A 20892-nucleotide genomic window follows, 5' to 3' on the forward strand; every position below is an offset into this window, starting at 1 on the left:
CGGGCGATATTCTTCAAATATATCGTCCGCCGCCGTCCCGGAGGGGGCTCCCCCGGAGACTACAACCCAAACATTCCTTCCGCTCTCAAATCTCCCTGGCCATATTGTCCAGCAACCTGAACAACATCCCCTCCAGCGCGGCCATGTGCCGCGCCGCGCCTTCCCGCATCTGTGCGGCCGTCTGCACGTAATCGCCCGGGGCAAGATCGTCCCCGGCGGCGGAGAGGAACTGCTCCATGCTCTCCATCGTCGTCTCGAAATGGAACTGCACCCCCACCAGCTTGGCCCCCACGGCGAAGGCCTGATGCGCGCAGGCGTCGCTCTCCGCCAGGAGGTTGGCCCCGCGCGGGATGGAGAACGTCTCCCCGTGCCAATGGAAGCCCATGAACTGCCTGGGCAGCCCGGCGAAGGCCGGATTCGTGGCCGCCCATGGGGTCAGCCGCACGGGGTGCCAGCCGATCTCCCGGTGCCTGCCCTGGCAGACGCAGCCGCCCAGCGCCTCGGAGAGCATCTGCGCGCCCAGGCACACGCCCAGCACGCTGCGGCCCCTGGCCACGGCCTGCTTCAGGCACTCCTTCTCCTCGCGCATCCAGGGGAACTGAAGCTCGTCGTGCACGCTCATGCCGCCGCCCATGACCACGAGCATGTCGTAATCGGGCGTCTGGGGCAGGGCATCCCCGGCGTGCAGGAAGGTGCGAACCATCGTATGGCCGCGCTTTGCGGCCCAGGCCTCTATGTTGGCCGGGCCCTCGAAGGGCTCGTGCTCGAACGTTCTGATCAGCATATGAGACTCCTCGCCAGGGAGTTGGACCGGTTTCGCAAATACGTCAAGAGGCAACCAAGCCAACGTTTGCGGGAAGGCTCCGGGCCTGTTATGCAGCGTGAGCCATGTCCTTTTCGTATTCGGTCATCGTTCCCGTGCTGGGGGAGGAGGAGCGCATCAACGCCCTGGTGGACCACATCCGCACCGTGGGCTACGGGCGGCGCGTGGAGATCCTCGTGGCGGACGGCCACCCGCAGCGCACCACCCTGGCCGCCTTGGAGCGCCCCGGCGTGCTGGCCGTGCCCGCCCCGCGAGGGCGAGCCCGGCAGATGAACGCCGCCGCGCGACACGCCGGGGGCGAGGTGCTGGTGTTCCTGCACGCGGACTGCGCCCTGCCAGCCGGAGCCTTCCAGGCCATGGACGACGCCCTGGCCGGGGGACGCAGCCAGGCCGGAGCCTTCGACCTGGGCATCCGCTCGGACAAGTGGTCCCTGCGGCTCATCGCCCGGGTGGCCAGCCTGCGCTCCCGGCTGACCCTGGCCCCCTACGGCGACCAGGCGCAGTTCTTCACCCGCGCCGCCTTCGACGCGCTGGGAGGATTCGCGGACATGCCCATCCTGGAGGACGTGGACATCATGGTCCGCGCCCGCCGGGCGGGCCTGCGCATCGGCTTCGCCAAGGGGCGCACCCTGGCCTCGCCCAGACGCTGGGAGGCCGAGGGCGTCTGGCGCAGGACTTTCCTGAACTGGTATATCATCCTGTTGTATCTGCTGGGCGTGCCGCCGGAACGGCTCGCGCCCCTGCACCGGGCCGCAGGCCCATTGAAGGAGCATTCATGAACGCTTTCGAACAGCTGGCCGGGGGCGAGCTCCAGGCCTCGGGCCTGGACGTGCTCCAGGTGAACGTGGGCCTCAAGTGCAACCTGGCCTGCACCCACTGCCACCTGGAGGCCGGGCCGCACCGCACCGAACTGATGGACGAGGCCACCCTGGACAAGGTGGCCCATGCCGCGCTGGAGGTCCGCCCGGCTCTGGTGGACGTCACGGGCGGCTCCCCGGAGCTGAACCCCGGCCTGCCCGGCTTCCTGCGCACCCTGCGCGGGGCGGGGCTCACCGTGCAGGTGCGCACCAACCTGGCCATCCTCACGGAGCAGGGCTTCGAGCACTTCTACGAGCTGTACGCCGGGCTTGGCATCGGCCTGGTGGCCTCCCTGCCCTGCTATCTGGCCGAGAACGTGGACCCCATGCGCGGCGCGGGCGTGCACTCCAAGGTGATCGAGGCCATGCGCCGCTTGAACGCCCTGGGCTATGCCCAGCCGGGCGGGCCGACCCTAGACCTGGTGTTCAACCACCCCCTGGGCCCCTACCTGCCGCCGGACGAGAAGGCCCTGGAGGGCGACTACCGCAAGGCGCTCAGCCTGCACGGGGTGGCGTTCTCCAACCTGCGGACCATCACCAACATGCCCCTGGGCCGCTACCTGGAGGAGTTGGAGAGCAAAGGCCAGGACAAGGATTATTGGACCCTGCTGCGCGAGAAGTTCAACCCGGACACGCTGAGCGGGCTGATGTGCCGCAGCCAGGTGAACGTGGGTTGGGACGGGGCGCTGTACGATTGCGACTTCAACCAGGCTTTGGGATTGCGGATAAACCACGGCGCGCCGGACCACATCGACGCCTTCGACAGGGAGGCCCTGGCCGGACGCGTGGTGGTCACGGGGCCGCACTGCCTGGGCTGCACCGCCGGGGCCGGGTCGAGCTGCAAGGGCGCGCTGGCATAAAGAGACGTGGGTTGTATCACGCCAGTTGCCTGCGCGGCACGGCCGGGCTGCCCAAGCTGCCGGGCAAGAGCAACGGGCAAGAAATCGGGTTGTACCACGCCTGTCGCCGGTGCGACCCGGCCTCGGGCTGCCCAAGCTGCCGGGCCTTCGGCCCTCTGGCGCAAGCGCCAGCGCAAGACAGCCCGGACCGGTCCCGCACCGGCGACAGGCGCGCGGCGGGTCTCACTTTGGCCAGCCGGAAAAGCTGCGCATTGATACCTTGCCGCAGCATCGGCTGCGCTGACTCGGGTCAAATATCTGCGGCCCGCCCACTGTAGGCAAAGCCCGCATCCTTTCGGCCCGGTCAGGACTTGATACATTCCAGCGTTTCTCTATCCTGCGACGCGCTCGCGCCGTGAACGCGAAGCAATACAGGATTCCAAAGGAACGAAGTTCCTTTGGCCGCCGGAGGCATCTTCTGACTTCCCCTCCCTCTTCTCCCCTCTGCATCCTTTTCATGCTGCGCGCCCCGCGCCAGGGCCGGGTGAAGACACGCCTGGCCGCCCGACTGGGGGACGAAGCCGCCCTGGCCCTGTACCGCGCCTGCGTGGAGGACATGCTGGACGCCCTTGCGGGTTGCGGCGCGGATGTCATCGGCTTCGTCGACCCTGTCGACGGCCTGGACGAAGTGCGGAACTGGCTGCCTTCGCTCGACCGGGTGATCCCCCAGGAAGGGGCGGACCTGGGCCAGCGCCTGCACAACGCCTTCGCTTGGGCCTTCGAGCAAGGCTACGCGTCGGCCGCGGCCCTGGGGTCGGACCTGCCCGGTCTCACGGCGCGCAGGGCGTCGCAACTCTGCCGCCTGCTGCGATCGGAACCGGCGCTCATCGGACCCAGCCCCGACGGCGGCTACTGGACCGTGGGCTTCAGGGCCGCGAGCTACCTGCCGGACGTGTTCGAGAACATCCCCTGGAGCACGCCGGAGGTGTTCGAGGCCACCATGCGGGTGCTGGAGCCGCTGGAACCGGCCCAACTGCCCATGCTGGCGGACCTGGACACCGTGGAGGACCTAGAGGCGCTGTTGAGCGCCCCGCCGGAAGGCGCTGGGAGAAGGACGATCGAGGCCGCAATCACCGTTGGGGCAAGCGGCCCAGATGTAATTCAGAAGTAAATTACGTCCTCTGGTTAGTTATCTGATTCGTACCGGCCTTGATTTGAATCCATCTGGGCACGGCTGGGGGGGGCAGCGGCTGGCACTCCGCCGATGGCGCAGGCCCGAAATGCGCATACCAGTATCCCCCCTTGTCCAGTTCCGCCCAGGCTTCGCACCTTTCGTGACTGCCCTTTGGGAAAATATCACATACTATCTGCGTGGCTTCGTTCTTTGTTGGGCCGATGTAGCTTATAAACATCACATTCTTCTTTTGATAGTGGTTATTATTCGCCACAAATCCGATCATGCCCGAATAGTCGGCATCTGTTACCCAACCGAACACACCAACCAAATATCTGTCCTCTGGAAATTGTGCTGAATCCAGCAGTTTATTCTTGACGTTTCTCACAGCATTAAAATAATTACTGCTCTCATTCTCACGCTCCAGATGAAGAATCACCTTATTCTCTTCAAGGTTAAGCCAGACAAGATCTCTCGGGTTGCTTTTGTTCGCGTAATGATGCTGAGCTGGCGGCACGTCAGCGTACTCCCTGACCGGAACATACCCCAAAAGCGTACCAAGTTTACTGAAATAACTTATCTCAAGCGACGTCATGTCCGCATAGTTATTGAGCACATGCCACCGTAATGCAGCATAATTACGTATATAGCCATGAAACATCCTCTTCATGAACATCGCATCATTCATAACGCCACCTCCTCCCAGCTTGGGGTTAAGTACCCTCACCCCGAAGTCATTCGAGATGGTTTCGCCCAATATGCCGCTGTTGCACAAAAAAACCGGGCCTCCTGAAGGAGACCCGGCCATATGAACATCTGATACGGATTTCTCTCCGCTACGAACGGTAATCCCCGTTGATCTTCACGTAGTCGTAGCCCAGGTCCGACGCCAGGAGCAGGTATTCGCCGTCCCCGGCGGCCAGGTCGATATCCACGGCCACCTCGGTGCGGCGCATGTGCGGGGCCAGCAGGGCGTCCAGGTCGCCCTCCACGGGCTGGCCTTCGGCGAACACCGGGATGCCTCCGATGGCCACCGTCACCTTGTCCGGGTCGAAGTCCGCGCCGCTGCGGCCAACCGCCGCCACGATGCGGCCCCAGTTGGCGTCGCGGCCGAACATGGCGGTCTTGACCAGGGGCGAGTGACCCACGGCGCGGGCGCAGGTCTCGGCCTGCATGTTGTCCTCCGCGCCGGTGACGTGCACGCGGATGATGCGCGTGCCGCCCTCGGCGTCCTCCACCACCATGTAGGCCAGGGCCTGGCAGACCTCGCGCAGGGCTTCGGAGAGCGCGGCCAGCTCGCCGTCGGTCTGCACGCGCACGCCCGAGGCCCCGTTGGCCATGGCCAGCACGCAGTCGTTGGTGGAGGTGTCGCCGTCCACGGTGACGGCGTTGAAGCTGGCGTCCACGGCGGAGGCCAGCATTTCCTGCCAGCGCTCGGTGTCCACCTGGGCGTCGCAGACGATGAAGCAGAGCATGGTGGCCATGTTGGGGCAGATCATGCCCGCGCCCTTGGCCATGCCGAACAGCCGGACCTCGCCGCCGTCGTACTCCACGGAGCCCCAGGCCATCTTGGGGAAGGCGTCGGTGGTCATGATGGCCTTGGCCGCCTGGATGGGCGAGCACTGGCCCAGCTTGCCAGCCAGTGCGGGCACCTGGGCGCGCCAGATGTCCATCTTCAGCTGCGGGCCGATGACGCCCGTGGAGGCCGGCAGGATGTCCTCCGGCTCCAGGCCCAGGCGCTCGGCCACGAGGGCCAGGGTCTCCTTGCAGTTGGCGATGCCCTGGGCCCCGGTGCAGGCGTTGGCCTGCCCGGCGTTGGCCAGGAAGGCCCGGATGGTCTCGCCGCTTTGCAGGTTCTGGCGCGCCACGGTGACGGGCGCGGCCTGGAACAGGTTCTTGGTGAACACGCCCGCCCCTGCGGCGGGGCGATCCGAAACGATGAGGGCCACGTCGTCGCGCCCCTGGTAGCGGAAACCCGCGTCATGGGCGGCGAAGGAGTACCCCTTGGGAACGGGAACAGCCTTGGTCATGGATCAGCCCTCCCCTCTGGCCTCGCGGACAACGTCCATGAGGTACTGGCCGTAGGAATTCTTGAGCATGTCCTGGGCGAGGTGCTCCAGGTCGGCGTCGGTGATGTAGCCCATGCGGAACGCGATCTCCTCCAGGCAGGAGACCTTGAGGCCCTGGCGGTCCTGGATGGCCTGCACGAACCCGGCGGCCTGATGCAGGGACTCGTGGGTGCCTGTGTCCAGCCAGGCGAAGCCCCGGCCCAGGAACTCCACCTTGAGCTGCTTGCGCTTGAGGTATTCGTTGTTCACGTCCGTGATCTCCAACTCTCCGCGCGGGGAGGGCTTGAGGTTGCGGGCGATCTCCACCACCTGGTTGTCGTAGAAGTACAGGCCGGTGACGGCGAACTTGCTCTTGGGCTGTTTCGGCTTCTCCTCGATGGAGATGACGTTGTGGGCCTCGTCGAACTCCACCACGCCGTAGCGCTCGGGGTCGCGCACCTTGTAGCCGAAGACCACGCCGCCGCTGTCGAGCTGGGCGCAGCGCTGCAGCACGCTGGCCATGCCCTGGCCGTAGAAGATGTTGTCGCCCAGCACCAGGCAGACCTTGTCCTTGCCGATGAAATCCTCGGCCAGCACGAAGGCCTGGGCCAGGCCCTCGGGCTTGGGCTGCACCTTGTAGTGGAAGTTGAGCCCCAGCCAGGAGCCGTCGCCGAGCATCTCCTCGAAGCGGGGCAGGTCATGCGGGGTGGAGATGATCATGATGTCCCGGATGCCCGCCAGCATGAGCACGGACAGCGGGTAGTAGATCATGGGCTTGTCGTACACCGGCAGGAGCTGCTTGCTGACCACTCTGGTGATGGGATAGAGTCTCGTGCCGGAGCCGCCGGCCAGGATGATGCCTTTCATGCGCTTCCTCGGAAGTGGAGTTTCAGTCGGGTTTTGTGGCCCATGCCCTCCAAAATTGCAACCGTCAAGGTGGTTTCGCGTATGACCGACTCCGTGCTGCTCGCCGTGGCCCAGGACACGACCATCCAACCGGGCCAGCGCGTGCTCATGGCCTCCGGCGCGGAGGCAGGCGGGGCCTCCCCCCTGCTCACAGTGGTGGGCGCCCTGCCGGAGCTGGGCGCGGGCGCGTACCTGGGCAGGCAGCGCTCCACGCCGCTGTTCCAGGTGGCGGGCCGCGTGCGCTGGCCCCAGGGCGGGGCGGCCCCGGCCCTGGACGTGCTCCTGGCCGACGCCCTGGACGAGGTCTACCTGCCCACGGGCGCGGCCACTTTCGCCGCCTGGACGGGCGGCTACAGCCTGGCCTGGGTGACCCTCTCGGACAAGGGCGCGGCGGGTCTGCGCCAGGACAGCTCCGGCCCCCTCATCGGGGACATGGTGGCCGCCGAACTGGAGCTCTCCTGCATCCAGGGGCACATCCTGCCCGACGACACGGGCAAGCTCAAAGCCCTGCTCACAGACCTGGCCCTGACCCAGGGTTTCGACATCATCGTGACCACCGGCGGCACGGGCGTGGCCCCGCGCGACATCACCCCCGAAGCGACGCTGGCCGTCATCGAGCGGCGGCTGCCCGGCTTCGAGACGGCCATGCACCTGGCCGGGCTCAAGGCCACGCCGCGCGCGGTGATCTCCCGGGCGGTGGCGGGCTTTCTTGGCAACAGCCTGATCGTAAACCTGCCCGGCTCCCCCAAGGGCGTGCGCGAGACCCTTGCCGCCGTGCTTCCGGCCATGCAGCACGCCCTGGAGAAATCCCACGGGGACCCCGGCGACTGCGGCCAGGCCTGAGTTGCCGGGCGGCAGCCGCTTCGGAGTGACCCTGCCGACAAGATGGAAACGGCCGGGCATTAGGCCCGGCCACCCACGCTATAGACAGTAGCAGCACAAACAATTCATACCAAATCGGGATTTTAAGCCCCGTCCCCCCTTGCAAGACGGTCCGTACTCTTTTATTTTTGAACCGGTCGTTTCAGGAGTACGCCGTGACCATCAGGTTGTTCGAGCTTGCAGAGTGTCTTTCAGGTTCCCTTGACCTCATCAGCCCCGCCGTCGTGGGCCACCACAGCCGGGTAGGCGCCCTGGCCGCCAGGCTGGGACACGCCGCCGGGCTGGAAGATCAGCAGATAGCCGACCTGGGCCTGGCCGGCATGCTCCACGACGTGGGGGCCTTCGCCCTCAAGGACAGGCTGGACGCCCTCGCGTTCGACTCCAACGACACCTCCCACCCCGAGACGGGCTTCCGCCTGCTGCGCTGCTATCCCGGCTTTCAGGCGGCGGCGGAGATGGTCCAGGCCCACCACACCCCCTGGTCCTGGATGCGCACCAGCTACGGCCCCCCCGGACCCGGCAAGGCGCTGGGCAACCTCGTCTACCTCGTGGACAGGGTCGACACCCTGCTGCCCCGCTCTCCTGACCAACCCCTGGACCCCGACGGCATCGTCGCACGCATCCGCTCAGGCAGGAACAAGATGTTCAACCCCGAGTGGGTGGACGCCTTCGAGGAACTGGCCGCAAGCCACGGCTTCTGGGAGGAGATGGCTAAGCCCCCGGCGAAATGCGCCCAATGGGGCATCGCCCCGGAGTGCAACCCCGTGCTCGGCTTCGGGGAGGTGTCCGCGCTGTCGCGCGTCTTCAGTCAGATCATCGACTTCCGTTGCCGCTTCACCGCCACGCACTCGCGCGGGGTCACTGCCATCGCCGTGGCCCTCGGGCAGGAGCTGGGCATGTCCGAGGAGGACCTGGAGCAGCTTGAGATCGCGGGCCAGCTGCACGACCTGGGCAAGCTCGCCGTGCCCGCGGAGATCATCCTCAAGCCCGGTGCGCTGGATACCGCCGAGATGGCGACCATGCGCCAGCACGCGGAGCACGGCTTCAACGCCCTCTCGGGCGTGCCCGGGCTCTCGGACGTGGCCCGCTGGGTGGGCCAGCACCACGAGCGGCTCGACGGCAAGGGCTACCCGGGCAGCATCGACGCCTCGCAGATAGACATGGCCTCGCGCGTGCTGGCCGTGGCCGACATCTTCACCGCCCTCGCCGAGGACAGGCCCTACCGCCGGGGCATGGACCTCGGGCAGATAACCTCCATCATCGGCAACTCCGGGGCGGAGGGAGCCCTGGACCGCGACGTCACCTCCGCCCTGCTCGGGCGCGGGCGCGACTACGACGGGCTGCGCCTGGAGGCCCAGTCCCAGGCCTTGAGGGACTTCCAGCGTTTCGCGGCGGGTATTGCCCCCTACGCCTGAACCCGCTAGACTGCTCCGGAAACCATGGCGGACGCTCCTCATCAGCGCCGCCACAGACCGGGGCCGCCGCCACAGCCGCCCCACGGGGCGAGATGGATCAGTATCGGGCCGACCTCCACGTCCATTCCAGGTTTTCCCGGGCGACCAGCAAGGGGCTGACGCCCCGCCACCTCGCCGCCTGGGCACGGGCCAAAGGCCTGGACGTGGTCGCCACCGGGGATTTCACCCACCCCGGCTGGCTTGCCGAGCTTGAAGACCAGCTCGCACCCGACCGCGACGGACTCCTGCACCTCAAGGACAACTCCGGCCTGGAGGCCGAAATCCCCTGGCTGGACGGTTTTCACCTGCCGGGGCGCACGCGCTTCCTGCTCTCTGCCGAGATAAGCTCCATCTACAAGCGCGGCGGAAAAGTCCGCAAGGTGCACAACCTCGTGTACGTGCCCACCTTCGACGCGGCCCGCAAGCTCAACGCCAAGCTGGAGCGCGTGGGCAACCTGGCCTCCGACGGGCGGCCCATCCTGGGCCTGGACAGCCGCCACCTTCTGGAGATGGTCCTGGAGACGGACCCGCTGGCGTTCCTGGTCCCGGCGCACATCTGGACGCCGTGGTTCTCGCTGTTCGGCTCCAAGTCGGGGTTCGACACCGTGGAGGAGTGCTTCGGGGCCTACGCCCAGCACATTTTCGCCCTGGAGACGGGCCTCTCCTCCGACCCGGACATGAACCGCCTGCTCTCCGGGCTGGACCGCTTCCGCCTGATCTCCAACTCCGACGCCCACTCCGGCGAGAAGCTGGGGCGCGAAGCCAACCTGTTCTCGGGCGAGGTCTCCTACGAGGGCATCTACCGCGCCCTGCGCGGCGAGGGCGTTGGGCACGAATTCCTGGGCACGGTGGAGTTCTTCCCTGAAGAGGGCAAGTACCACATGGACGGCCACTCGGCCTGCGGCGTGGTCATGGACCCCCACGAGACCCGCGCCAAGGGAGGGCTCTGCCCGGTGTGCGGCAAGCCGCTGACCATCGGCGTGCTGCACCGCGTCATGGAGCTGGCCGACCGCGAGCAGCCCGTGAACCCGCCGGGGCAGCCGGGGTTCGTCTCCCTGATCCCGCTCAGCGAGGTGCTTGGCGAGATCGACGGCGTGGGCGCGGGCACGGGCAAGGTCAAAAAACACATGGCCAGGCTGCTCTCCCGCCTGGGGCCGGAGATGCACATCCTCTCCGACGTCCCCCAGGAGGACCTGGCCAAGGATTCTCCGGTGCTGGCCGAGGCCATCGCGCGCATGCGCCAGGGCAAGGTGTTCCGCGAGCCCGGCTTCGACGGGCAGTACGGGCGCATCCGCGTCTTCAGCCCGGAGGAGCTCACCCGCATCGTGCGCGGGGCCGCCCTGGTCAGCCCGCCGGGGGGCGCCGCCAAAAGGCCCGCAGCCGCCCCCGCCGAAACCCAGCAGCCGTCCGCAGCCCCCGCCGCCCCGAACGAGACTCCGCCCGGCTCCCTCAACGAACACCAGCGCTACGCCGCCACCAGCCCCTCCCGCCGGATGCTGGTGCTGGCCGGGCCGGGCACGGGCAAGACGCACACGCTCATGGCCCGCATCCGGCACCTGATCGACGGCGGAGCCGACCCCGGCGAGATCCTGGTGCTCACCTTCACCCGCCGCGCCGCACAGGAATTGCGGGAGCGCCTGGGCGAAAAGGACGGACAGGCCGCCGTACGCGCCGACACCCTGCACGCCCTGGCCTACGAATACTGGACCGAGGCCTACGGCGAGAAGCCTGTGCTCTTAAGCGAAGACGCCGCCCGCAGGCTCTACGCCGAGGTGAACCCGGAGCTGGCCGGGTCCAAGCTCAAGCAGGCCTGGCAGCAGCTGGGCGTCGACCGCGAGCGCATGCTGCGCCGCCCCCTGCCCGTGTGGCCCAAGGCCCCGGGCCAGCCGCCAGAGGCCGCCAAGCCCGCCGCCCCCTCGCCCGAGGACCACGCCGCGCGCTTCGCCCGCCAGAAGGCCTCCTGGAATCTGGCCGACTACACGGACCTGCTGGAGTTCTGGCTGGAAAAGATCGACACGGGCATCTACCAGAACGATTTCAAGCACGTGCTGGTGGACGAGGTGCAGGACCTCTCCCCCCTGCAGCTGGCCATCATCCGCTCCCTGGCCGACGGCTCCACGCGCAGCTTCTTCGCCATAGGCGACCCCAACCAGTCCATCTACGGGTTCCGGGGCGCGGTGCAGGGCGTGCGGCGAACCCTGGAGGGCTTCTGGCGCGACCTGCAGACCGTGGGCCTGCTGGAGAACTACCGCTCCAGCCAGCGCATCCTGGACCTAGCGCACGGCCTGTTCCCCGACTCCCCCCGGCTGGAGGCCGTCCGCCCGGCCGGGCAGGGTGAGATCATGGAGTTCACCGCCCCCCAGGGCCTGCGCGAAATTTCCTGGATGGGCGAGAAGATCCGCAAGCTGCTCGGCCCCACCTCGCTCACGCTGACCAAGGGCCAGGGGCATTCGCTCTCGCCGGGCGACATCGCCATCCTGGTGCGCTTCAAGGGCCTGATGGAGCCCATCGCCAAGGTGCTCACCCGCTTCGGGGTGCCCTGCTCCGTGCCGGAGGCCGAGGCCTTCTGGGCCGACCCCAGGGTCACGGCCATCCTCAACGCGGCCGGGCGTTTCCTGGGCATGGCGGACATCGAGGGCGCGGCCGCCCTGGCCTGCCCCGACCGCGTGCTGGCCAGCGGCCCCAAGGAGATCGCCTTCTACCTGCGCGACGTGCCGCCCTTCGACCACCTGTTCTGGCAGGGGCCGGAGTTCCGCGCCCTGTGCGCCGCCTACAAGGAGCACGGGGGCTGGGCGGGGCTGCTCTCCCACGTGAACGCCCAGAACGAGCTGGAGCTGGTGGGCCGCAGGGCGGAGAAGGTGCGGATCATGACCCTGCACGCCTCCAAGGGCCTGGAGTTCGAAGTGGTCTTCCTGCCCGCCCTGGAGGACGGCATCCTGCCCTACGCGGGCGCGGGCATCCTCTCCGGCAAGCCCTCCCCGGCGGACGCCCCCGTGGACGAACGCGAGGAGGAGCGCCTGTTCTACGTGGGCCTGACCCGCGCCAAGACACGCCTATACCTGAGCCACGCCGAGAAGCGCGAGCTGTACGGCCGGCTCCTGATGCTCAAGCCCAGCCGCTTCCTCAAGAAGCTCGACCTGGTGGAGGCCAGCCGGTCGCACCTGGTGGCCAAGACCCTGCGCAAGGAGAAACAGCTGGGCCTGTTGTGAGCCGCGCCCCGGCCTTGCCACAGGCCGTGAGCATGGCTATCCTGCCGTGAACACAGATTGAATCCCCCGGGAGAAGAACATGTCCGCCACTTACACCATCCACCCCCTCGTGGTGGGGAGCAAGCGTTTCGAGAAAGGCTTCATGACCTATCAGCAGCAGATGGGCACGCCCTACGTGATACCGCTGTACGCCTGGCTGATCCTGGGCGGCGACAAGAAGATCCTGGTGGACACGGGGGAGCTCAAGCCCATCGTCTCCGCCGACCGCGAGGAGTTCATCGGCGGCAAGATCGAGACCATCGAGGACGCCCTGGGGCGCTTCGGCCTGACCCCGGCGGACATCGACATCGTGATCCACACCCACCTGCACCGCGACCACTGCGAGAACGACTACAAGTTCGAGAACGCCGCCTTCTACGTGCACGAGAAGGAGCTGGAGCTGGTGCACGACCCGCACCCGCTGGACTACCGCTACCAGGAGGACTTCATCCTGGACGTGGAGGAGAACGGGCAGATCGTGGCGCTCAAGGAAGACACCGAGGTCGTGCCCGGCGTGAAGATGATCCACACCCCGGCCCACACCGAGGGCACCATGAGCGTGCTGGTGGACACGGCCAAGGGCAAGGCGCTCATCACCGGGTTCTGCTGCATCATGGAGAATTTCTACCCGCCCAAGGAAGTGAAGGGGCTGGGCATGGAGGTCATTCCGCCCTCCACCTGCGTGGACCTGAAGAAGGCCTACGACATCGTGCTGGAATGCCGGGACATGGCGGACATCATCGTTCCCATCCACGAGCCGAGCTTCGCCAAGGGTGACCCCATCGGGTAGCTCGGGAAGGATTGAGTGCTGTAGTCACGGGGGAGGGGCGGCCCCTCCCCCGCAACCTCATCCCCCTGGAGGCCCCGTGACCCCGGTTCCTGCTGTCCTGGCCCGCCGCATTCTCCTCCCCGTTCTGCTGCTTCTGCTGGCCGCCTGCGCGCCCAAACAGCAGCCCCCCGCGCTCTACCAGTACGCCGTGTTCGACTCCTTCGCGGCGGGCGCATACGAGGGCACCATCAGCCTGGACGCCCTGCGCGCCCACGGCGATTTCGGCCTGGGCACCTTCCACGGCCTGGACGGCGAGATGATCGTGCTCGACGGCGTGGTCTACCGCGCCGACGCCAACTGTTCGCTCTCGCGCCCAGCCGGGGGCACGCTCTCCCCCTTCGCGGACCTGGTGTTCTTCAAGCCCGCCTCCACGCTGGACCTCGCAAGCGTTAGCACCCTCAAGGAGCTGGGCCAGGCCCTGGACGCCAGGCTGCCCAAGGACGGCTTCGCGGCCGTGCGCATCGAGGGCACGTTCTCCCGCCTGCTGATCCGCAGCGTACCCATCTCCCAGCCGCCCTACCCGGACCTGGGGCAGGCCCTGCTCAAGCAGAACAAGAAGGAGCTTCTGAACGCGCGCGGCACGCTCATCGCCCTGCGCGCCCCGGACCAGCCCACCGGGGCCTGGGTGGCCGGGTGGCACTTCCACTTCGTCAGCCAGGACAAGGCCACCGGCGGCCACACGCTGGAAGCGGCGGTGGAGACTGCCCGGGCCGGGATCATGCCCATCCGGCAGTTCGACCTGGAGTTGCCGCCGTGCCCATGAGCGCGCCGCGCAAAATCCCTCGGGGAGGCGCTGCCTCCCCGAACCCCACCGGCAGGGGCATCATGCCCCTGCACCCCCAATAGCTTCGCATCCATAAGCGTGCAGCTTGCGCCCCAAGGAAAAACAACAAAAATCCGGGAAGGCGTCGCCTTCCCGGATTTTTTTATCGCGGGGTCCAGGGGGATCATCCCCCTGGCGGGGTGCGGGGCGGCGCCCCGCTCTTAACTTGCGGTTGTTTCGCGCCCGCAGCATCAGAGTGCGGAGCGGCTCCCGCTCTTCTCTCCTCCGGCCTTTCTTCCGCTACCTCTTCAACGGATCGGCCCCGCTCTGCTTGAGCGCGGCCATGCCGCCGTACAGGTTGAGCACACCCTTGAAGCCGGCCTGCTCCATGGTGATCTGGGCCTCGTAGGAGCGGATGCCGGTGTTGCAGATGAGCACCACGGTCTTGTCGCGCGGCACCTCGTCCAGCCGGTAGCGCAGCTGCCCCTGGGGGATGTTGTGCCACTTTCCGGGGTGCTTCTCCAGGTAGGGGCCGGCGTTGTCGGGCTCCCGACAGTCCAGGAAGTAGTGCTCCTGGCTGTCCGCGTCGAACAGCTCGCAGAAACGGGCGGGGTCCAACCCCTGGTTTTTGCCCGCCAGCATGTTGTCCGCCACGGTGCCCAGGGTGTTCACGATGTCCATGGCAGAGGCGAAGGGCGGGGAATAGGGGTACTCCAGCAGGCAGAGGTCCTCCACGGTGCAGCCCTTCTGCATGAGCGCCGCGATGGCTCCCACGCGGCCCACCAGGGCATCGCCGGACGGGCCGAAACCCTGCACGCCGAGCACCTTGCGGGTCTTGCGGTCGATGGTGGCCTCCAGCGTCATGAGCTCCTTGCCGGGGAAGAAGTGCGCCCGGTCGAACTGGATCGCCGTGGCGCCAATGGCGTCGAACCCGGCCTGCTGGGCCTGCTCGAGGGTCAGCCCCGCGCCGGAGATGGCGCGCTCGAAGATCTTCACCGCGAAGGAGCCCACAGCGCCCGGGAAGCGGGCCTCGCCCCCGGCCAGGTTGGTGCCGATCACGCGCCCCTGGCGGTTGGCCATGGAGCCCAGCGGCAGGTGCAGCGCGCCCCCGGCGGCCAGGTTGGGCACCTCCACGCAGTCGCCGCCCGCAAGGATGTCCGGGTCGGAGGTCCGCATGGCCTCGTCCACGATCACGGCCCCGCGCGGGCTCACCGCCAGCCCGGCCTCGCGGGCCAATTGGCCGTTGGGGACCACGCCCGCGGCCATGATGACCAGCTCGGCCTCGATGGTGCGCTTGTCCGTGACGACGCGCTCCACCCGCCCGTCGCCTTCGATGGCCAGCACCTTCTCGCCGAAGTGCAGGGCCACGTCCTTCTCCGTAAGGTGTTCGGAGGCCATGCTTGCCAGGAGGGGGCTTATGTTGCGTGGCAGGAGCCTGTCCTGGATTTCGACGATGGAGACCTCCAGCCCCCACATGTCCGCCAGGGCCTCGGCAACTTCCAGCCCGATGAAGCCGGAGCCCACCACCACGGCCTTGCCCGCCTGGCCGCCGCTGATGAGGTCCTTCACGGCGGAGGCGTCGTGCAGGTTGCCCACGCTGTGCACGCCGGGCAGGTCCTCCCCGGGGATGTTCAGCCTGCGGGCGGACGCACCGGTGGAGAGAACCAGCTTGTCGTAGGCCAGCTCGGACTCCTGGCCGGTGTCCAGGTTGCGCACGCGCACGCGCTTGGCAGCGCGGTCGATGGAGAGGGCCTCGGTGCGGGTGAGCACGTCGATGTCCTTGCAGTCGCGGAAGAAGGCCTCGTCGCGAACCAGCTTGAAGCTGGTGGTGCGCAGCTCGCGCATGTCGGACACGTCGCCGGAGATGAAATAGGGGATGCCGCATCCGCCGTAGGAGACGATGGAATCGCGGTCGATCATGGTGACTTTGGAATCGGGCTCGAGGCGCTTGAAGCGGCAGGCGGCCTTAGGGCCGAGCGCCACCGCGCCGATAATGACGACGTGCTGCGGCATGACATGGCTCCTTGCTGGTGTGTGCCCGGCCCTTGTACGGCAGAAGCGGGGCCAAGCCAAGAAAGAGCTTGGGGAATCAGGCAGGTAGGGTTTGCGCCGCGATTGCTAGTTGGGTAGGGCGGCCAGGGCCTTCTGGAGCATGGTGATGTCCAGGGGCTTGTTGATGAAGGCCAGGGGGTTGGTCTCCTGGGCGCGGGAGCGGGTCCGGTCGTCGGTGTAGGCGGTCACAAAGATCACGGGCACGTCGCGGCGCTTCTTGATGCGGCGGGTGGTTTCGATCCCGTCCATCTCCCCTTCCAGGCGGATGTCCATGATCACGAGATCGGGGCACTGGTCTTCGAGCAGGAGCAGGGCCTCCTCCCCGGAGGCGGCCTTGCCGCACACGGTAAAGCCGAGTTTGCGCAACATTGCGGCGGTGGCCATGGCTGCTATCGCTTCGTCTTCGACGATCAACACATTAGCGGGGCTCATTACGACTTGGCTCCTTTGCCTGGAAGACGCACTCGAAGGCGGCGCCGGTCCCGTCGGCCACCCATAACCTGCCCCGCAGCTGCATGGCAAGCTGCACCACGAGCTGCATGCCCAGGGTGGCCGTGCCCTCCAGGTCGAAATCGGGGGGGAGCCCCACGCCGTCATCCTCGACGCGCAACGCGACCTCGCTCCCCGTCTGGCGCACCGTGACGGCCACTTCCCCCCGCTCCCGGCCCTTGAAAGCGTGCTTGAGCGCGTTGGTGACCAGCTCGTTGACGATCAGCCCGAAGGGTATGGCCTGGTCCACCACGAGCTGCACCTGGTCCACGTCGAGCTTGCAGGATATGTCCCTGCCGTCGCAGGCGGCCGCCAGCAGTCGCGGCACCAGGCGTTGCAGGTAGGGTTCCACTGGCACGCTGGAGAGGTCGCCGGAGCGGTAGAGCTCCTCGTGCACCAGGGCCATGGAGCTTATGCGGTTGCGGCTCTCCTGGAACATCTCCAGGGCCTCGGGGTCCTGCAGATGGTCGGACTGGAGGTAAAGCAGGCTCGAGATGACCTGGAGGTTGTTCTTGACCCGGTGGTGTATCTCGCGCAGCAGCACTTCCTTTTCCGCCAGGGAGGCGCGCAGGGCCTGCTCGGCCGTCTTCCTGGCGGTGATGTCCTCCGCCACGCCGATGAAATACAGGGGGTGACCATCCTCACCGCGCACGGAGGACAAGGTGAGGTGCACCCAGACCTGGCTCCCGTCCTTGCGCAGGTAGCGCTTCTCCTGCTCGTGGTAGGCCTCGGCGCCGCTCTGCAGGCCCGCGAGACCAATCTCCTCGGGGGGGATGTCCGAAGGCTCGGTGATGTCACGGAAGGTCATTCGCCGGAGTTCTTCAATGTCGTAGCCGACGATCTGCTGAAACCGCCTGTTGGCGCGCAGGTAGCGCCCTTCCAGAGTGCACTGGGTGAGCCCTACTGCGGCCTGCTCGAAGAGGGCGCGGAAACGGCGCTCGTTCTCGCGCAGGATGGCCTCCCCCTCCCGGATGCGCCCCCCCATGTCCACAATGGCCTTCTCGAAGCGGGCCAGCTCGGAGAATGCGGGTTCTTGGCTGGGCTGATACTGCGTCCCTGGGCTCAGCGCGTCCAGGCCGCGCACGGCCGCTGCCATTGGCCTGACGATCCTGCGGTTCAATTCCCGGCGCAGCATGAGCGTGAGCACCAGGAAGACCACACCCATGAGCACGGCCGCGCCCACCACGGGCGCAAGCAGCGGGGCCAGGGCCACCCCCACGGGGGTGCTGACCATCACTTTCCAGCCCAGCTCGTTCACGGGAGCCCGTGTGCCCAGGTAGATGCCCTCGTCCTCCTCGAAGATCGCATAGCCGGAAGAGCCGAGGTCCATGGAGAAAAGCCGCTGCCCGCCCAGGTTGGCCTGCGTGGCCACCTGGCGTTCGTCAGGGTGGGAGATGACGTTGCCGTAGGCGTCGCAGACCACGACCTCCCCCAGGCCGAAGGCGGCCAAGGTCTCGATGTTCGCCGTCATTTCCGAGAGGTCCAGCTCTGCAACCAGCGTTTCGGAATTGAGGGTCTTGACGCCGATGTACACGGTGGTCTTGCCTGTCTGGGCGGAGTATATCGGCCGGGAGAGCAGCAGCCTGCGGCCCGAGGACTCGTCGAAGCGAATGGGGAAGTCCACCCCTTCGGGCGCGGGGGGCACGCTGCCCACTACAGTGTTGGTGCGGTCGACCAGCATCACGCGCTCCAACTGGGCCGCGAGTCCCAGCATCCCGCCCAGGGCCTCCTTGCGCACCGGCCTTCCGGACCCGGAGGATGAGTCCGCGAAGTGCTCCAACCCCCGCCAGACACCGCTCATGTAATGCTCGACGTAGTGAGCCAGGCGCTTGGCCAGCTCCTCGTTCTGGCGGCCCAGCGCCTGTTCCTGCCCCTTGGCCATGACCAGGGCCATGATCACCAGGCAGATGACCGCCGGGAGCAGCGTCCGCCGCATGAGCCCGCGCTGGAGGATGACTGCGATGGAGCCTGGCGTCATGTCATTTCCCCCCTTGGGGCACGGTGATGAACTTGCCGTCGCGGATGGTCACGATGAAGTTGCCGCGCTCCACGTCGCCGTTGGCGTCCAGGCGAAAGTCGCCAATGACCCCGCGGATGAGGCCCACGCCGGCCAGGGCCGCCTCCAGGCCTTTGCGTCTGCCGCCCGTAGCCTCCAGGGCCTTGGCCAGGAGCAGCACGGCCTCGTAGGAGTAGGCGGCGGCGAAACTCGGATCCCAGCCGAAGCGATTACGGTAGTCCCGCCGGAAATTCTCGAAGCCGGGATAGTCGTTCTGCTCGGTGTAGCTGGTGGAGAAGACGATGCCCTCCACGTTGGCCCCCCCCGCAGTGAGAATCTCACGGGTGTAGGGCCAGGTGGGACAGAGGATCGGCAGCCGGACCCCGCCGCGCACCTGGGCCTGTGCGAAGGCGGCCACGTCCCGCGCGGAGGCCGCCAGCACCACGGCCTGCGCCCCCGAGGCTCCGGCGTCCGCGGCCAACTTGCCCCAGTCCGGCTTCGAACGAGAGGAGAAGGCCACTTCGCCAAGAACCTCCCCCCCTCGCGCGGTGAAGCTCTTTCGGAAGCCCTCCAGGAAGGTGTCCGTGTACCCGACGTTGTCCGAGTCGCCCAGGAGCAGGATTTTGCGCAAGCCCGCGCCGTCGAACGCGTAGTCCGCCAGGGTTCGGGCCCAACTGGTGTTGTCGGGGATGACGCGGAAGAAATTGTCGTCCAGACCGGAGAGCCTGGGAGTGGCCGTGGTGGGCGAGACCAGCACGACGTTGGCCGACCTGAGTTCGGGGAGCACGGCCAGGGTCTGGGCGGTGGTCATGTGCCCCACGATGGCCACGGCTCCGGCGGCCAGCAGCCCGAGATCGGCCTCCAGGGCTTTCTCGGGGCTGTTGCCGTCGTCCCTGACCAGGAGCTTGAGCTTGCGGCCGTCGATGCCGCCCGCGGCGTTGATGCGCTCCACGGCCAGCATGACCCCGTTGCGTCCCTGCACGCCCAGGTCGGAGAAGGTGCCTGTGAGCTGCCCGCTAAACCCTATGATGACCGGGGAGTTGAGGTAGTATGCACCAGCCCCCAGAATCGCGCACAAAAACACGATGACAGCGATGAACGACTTTATTCCCATGCCGCGCCCCGCAGCTTGGATGTGATGACAGGTACTTCTCGGAGCCGGCCACTTCCTTAATGATTGCAACTAGCTCAAGGCTCCTGAGAACACAAGCCCGGCGCACGCCCCGATCCGGTTCAGCGCCGGATCTTTTCCTTGGGCGGGAGCACCTGTATCTCCCGCACAAGCTCGCCAGCGAACCGCAAGGCGTCGGCGTTGAGCATGGTCGCGGCCGAAGCGGGCAGTTTGAGTTCCGTGAGGTATTGGCTGGCCGTGCGCCAGTCGGCCTGCTCCATCTCCTCCGCGAGGAGCAGCAGGTCCCTGGCCTGGCCGTCCAGCCCCAGCAGGGCCTGGCTGAGCGCCGGAGCCAGCGGCAGGCCGGAGAGCACCTGGTCCATGGGCATGCCCAGCAGCGAATCCAGGAGGGAGAACAGCCCCAGCACGAAGAGCGAGTCGGGCCTCGCGGGCGGCTGCTTGATGGCCTTGCCCAGCAGTTCCAGGAATTTGGCCCTGCGCACGGACTGGAACACCAGCTCGCGGCCCTTGGGCGTGGGGTTGACGTCCGCCATGAGCACCGCCTGCAGCCATTGAGCCAGGTTCCTCTGCCCCAACATCATGCTCGCCTGGCGGATGGAGTCGACGGTGCCCCGCCTGCCGAACGTGGCGGAGTTGATGTAGCGCAGCAGGCGGTAGGAGAGGGAGAGGTCCGTCTCGATGATCCTGGAAATCCTGCCGGGGTCGAAGTCCTCGTCGGAGAGTTCGCCCATCAGCCGGACCCGCGTGGACTGGGCGCTGGTCATCTTGCGCCCCGAGACGATCTCCGGACGCTGGAAGAAGAACCCCTGGAACAGCTCGAAGCCCATCTGGAGGGTCCTGACGCGCATGGCCTCGTCCTCGACCTTTTCGGCCAGGAGCTTGCGCCCGCCGCCGCGCAGGCGCGTCACCAGCCCGGCCGCTTCCCGCTCGGGCAGGGCCAGCACGTCCACCTTGACGATGTCCGCCAGCGGAAGAAAGGCCTCCAGTTCCGGCTGGCCCACGAAGTCGTCCAGGGCCAGGGTGTAGCCGGCCCGCTTGAGATCCCGCAGGGCCTTGAGCACTTCAGGGCTGGGGGGGACGGTTTCGAGAATTTCGATGACGCAGCTCTCGCTGGGCAGGGCGAAACCGGCGCCCTGGCAGAGCAGGTCCACGGGGAAATTGACCAGGGTTTTTTCCTGGGGGCCAAGGCCTGTGCGGCCCAGGGTGACGCCGTCGGCGATGACCACGGACGTTGCACGGGCGTCGTCGGCCACTTCCGCCTCGGCCGAGTCATCGGCGCGCCTGTAGAGCAGCTCGTAGCCCCAGACCCTCATGTCGCGGTCGAATATGGGCTGACGGGCGACGAATATCGGCTCCAGCTGGGCTGGTGACGCTTCGTGCTCCTCGTGCTTCTGCATACG

At 67.2% G+C, this 20892-nt stretch carries 17 protein-coding genes; 8 read left to right on the forward strand and 9 right to left on the reverse strand.

Annotation, left to right across the window (positions count from 1 at the left end; genetic code table 11):
* Positions 1–85: 85 nt before the first annotated feature.
* A complete protein-coding gene (locus MLE18_RS12205; RefSeq protein ID WP_243439081.1) occupies positions 86–784 on the reverse strand; it encodes a type 1 glutamine amidotransferase in 699 nt (232 codons plus the stop codon).
* Between the two features lie 104 nt (positions 785–888).
* Between MLE18_RS12205 and MLE18_RS12210 the strand changes: the two genes are divergently transcribed.
* The 3 genes from MLE18_RS12210 to MLE18_RS12220 all read left to right on the forward strand — a co-directional run bounded on the left by MLE18_RS12210 (position 889) and on the right by MLE18_RS12220 (position 3690).
* Positions 889–1602 (forward strand): TIGR04283 family arsenosugar biosynthesis glycosyltransferase, encoded by a 714-nt coding sequence (locus tag MLE18_RS12210; protein WP_243439082.1) that lies wholly within the window; start codon positions 889–891, stop codon positions 1600–1602.
* Positions 1599–2540: an arsenosugar biosynthesis radical SAM (seleno)protein ArsS gene (arsS, locus tag MLE18_RS12215; protein ID WP_243439083.1), complete on the forward strand. Its 942-nt coding sequence runs from the start codon at positions 1599–1601 to the stop codon at positions 2538–2540. Before MLE18_RS12210 ends, arsS begins: the two co-directional genes overlap by 4 nt.
* Before the next feature lie 496 nt (positions 2541–3036).
* Complete coding sequence (locus MLE18_RS12220; protein WP_243439084.1) at positions 3037–3690, forward strand: TIGR04282 family arsenosugar biosynthesis glycosyltransferase; 654 nt, start codon at positions 3037–3039, stop codon at positions 3688–3690.
* A gap of 1 nt (position 3691) precedes the next feature.
* Here the strand turns inward: MLE18_RS12220 and MLE18_RS12225 are convergent, their stop codons facing one another.
* The 3 genes from MLE18_RS12225 to rfbA form a co-directional block, all read right to left on the reverse strand.
* Entirely contained in the window at positions 3692–4381 is a 690-nt protein-coding gene (locus MLE18_RS12225) for a hypothetical protein (RefSeq protein WP_243439085.1), read from the reverse strand.
* A 148-nt stretch (positions 4382–4529) separates the two neighbouring features.
* Entirely contained in the window at positions 4530–5723 is a 1194-nt protein-coding gene (argJ, locus tag MLE18_RS12230) for a bifunctional glutamate N-acetyltransferase/amino-acid acetyltransferase ArgJ (protein WP_243439086.1), read from the reverse strand.
* 3 nt (positions 5724–5726) lie between these two features.
* Positions 5727–6608, reverse strand: a complete 882-nt coding sequence (gene rfbA, locus MLE18_RS12235) for a glucose-1-phosphate thymidylyltransferase RfbA (protein ID WP_243310667.1) — start codon at positions 6606–6608, stop codon at positions 5727–5729.
* An 81-nt stretch (positions 6609–6689) separates the two neighbouring features.
* Here rfbA and MLE18_RS12240 point away from each other — a divergent pair, with 81 nt between their 5' ends.
* From MLE18_RS12240 to MLE18_RS12260, 5 genes are all read left to right on the forward strand, one after another.
* On the forward strand, positions 6690–7490 hold the full coding sequence (locus MLE18_RS12240) for a MogA/MoaB family molybdenum cofactor biosynthesis protein (RefSeq protein WP_243439087.1): 801 nt from the start codon (positions 6690–6692) through the stop codon (positions 7488–7490).
* A gap of 194 nt (positions 7491–7684) precedes the next feature.
* The gene (locus tag MLE18_RS12245; protein WP_243439088.1) at positions 7685–8944 is read left to right on the forward strand and encodes an HD-GYP domain-containing protein; all 1260 of its coding nucleotides are present in this window, start codon (positions 7685–7687) and stop codon (positions 8942–8944) included.
* Between the two features lie 92 nt (positions 8945–9036).
* Entirely contained in the window at positions 9037–12192 is a 3156-nt protein-coding gene (locus MLE18_RS12250; RefSeq protein ID WP_243439089.1) for a UvrD-helicase domain-containing protein, read from the forward strand.
* A 79-nt stretch (positions 12193–12271) separates the two neighbouring features.
* Entirely contained in the window at positions 12272–13021 is a 750-nt protein-coding gene (locus MLE18_RS12255; RefSeq protein ID WP_243439090.1) for an N-acyl homoserine lactonase family protein, read from the forward strand.
* Between the two features lie 76 nt (positions 13022–13097).
* Entirely contained in the window at positions 13098–13823 is a 726-nt protein-coding gene (locus tag MLE18_RS12260) for an acetolactate decarboxylase (protein WP_243439091.1), read from the forward strand.
* 300 nt (positions 13824–14123) lie between these two features.
* Here MLE18_RS12260 and MLE18_RS12265 read toward each other — a convergent pair whose 3' ends face one another.
* From MLE18_RS12265 to MLE18_RS12285, 5 genes are all read right to left on the reverse strand, one after another.
* Positions 14124–15836: an FAD-dependent oxidoreductase gene (locus tag MLE18_RS12265; RefSeq protein WP_243439092.1), complete on the reverse strand. Its 1713-nt coding sequence runs from the start codon at positions 15834–15836 to the stop codon at positions 14124–14126.
* A 105-nt stretch (positions 15837–15941) separates the two neighbouring features.
* On the reverse strand, positions 15942–16307 hold the full coding sequence (locus MLE18_RS12270) for a response regulator (RefSeq protein WP_243439093.1): 366 nt from the start codon (positions 16305–16307) through the stop codon (positions 15942–15944).
* The gene (locus MLE18_RS12275) at positions 16294–18342 is read right to left on the reverse strand and encodes a sensor histidine kinase (protein WP_243439094.1); all 2049 of its coding nucleotides are present in this window, start codon (positions 18340–18342) and stop codon (positions 16294–16296) included. The genes MLE18_RS12270 and MLE18_RS12275 overlap by 14 nt, the downstream gene beginning before the upstream one ends.
* Position 18343: 1 nt before the next feature.
* A complete protein-coding gene (locus tag MLE18_RS12280; RefSeq protein WP_243439095.1) occupies positions 18344–19474 on the reverse strand; it encodes an ABC transporter substrate-binding protein in 1131 nt (376 codons plus the stop codon).
* Between the two features lie 119 nt (positions 19475–19593).
* The gene (locus tag MLE18_RS12285) at positions 19594–20889 is read right to left on the reverse strand and encodes an EAL and HDOD domain-containing protein (protein WP_243439096.1); all 1296 of its coding nucleotides are present in this window, start codon (positions 20887–20889) and stop codon (positions 19594–19596) included.
* Between the last annotated feature and the right edge of the window lie 3 nt (positions 20890–20892).

Origin of the sequence: Fundidesulfovibrio soli, assembly GCF_022808695.1 — a bacterium.
In the GTDB taxonomy this organism is placed as follows: Bacteria; Desulfobacterota; Desulfovibrionia; order Desulfovibrionales; family Desulfovibrionaceae; genus Fundidesulfovibrio; species Fundidesulfovibrio soli.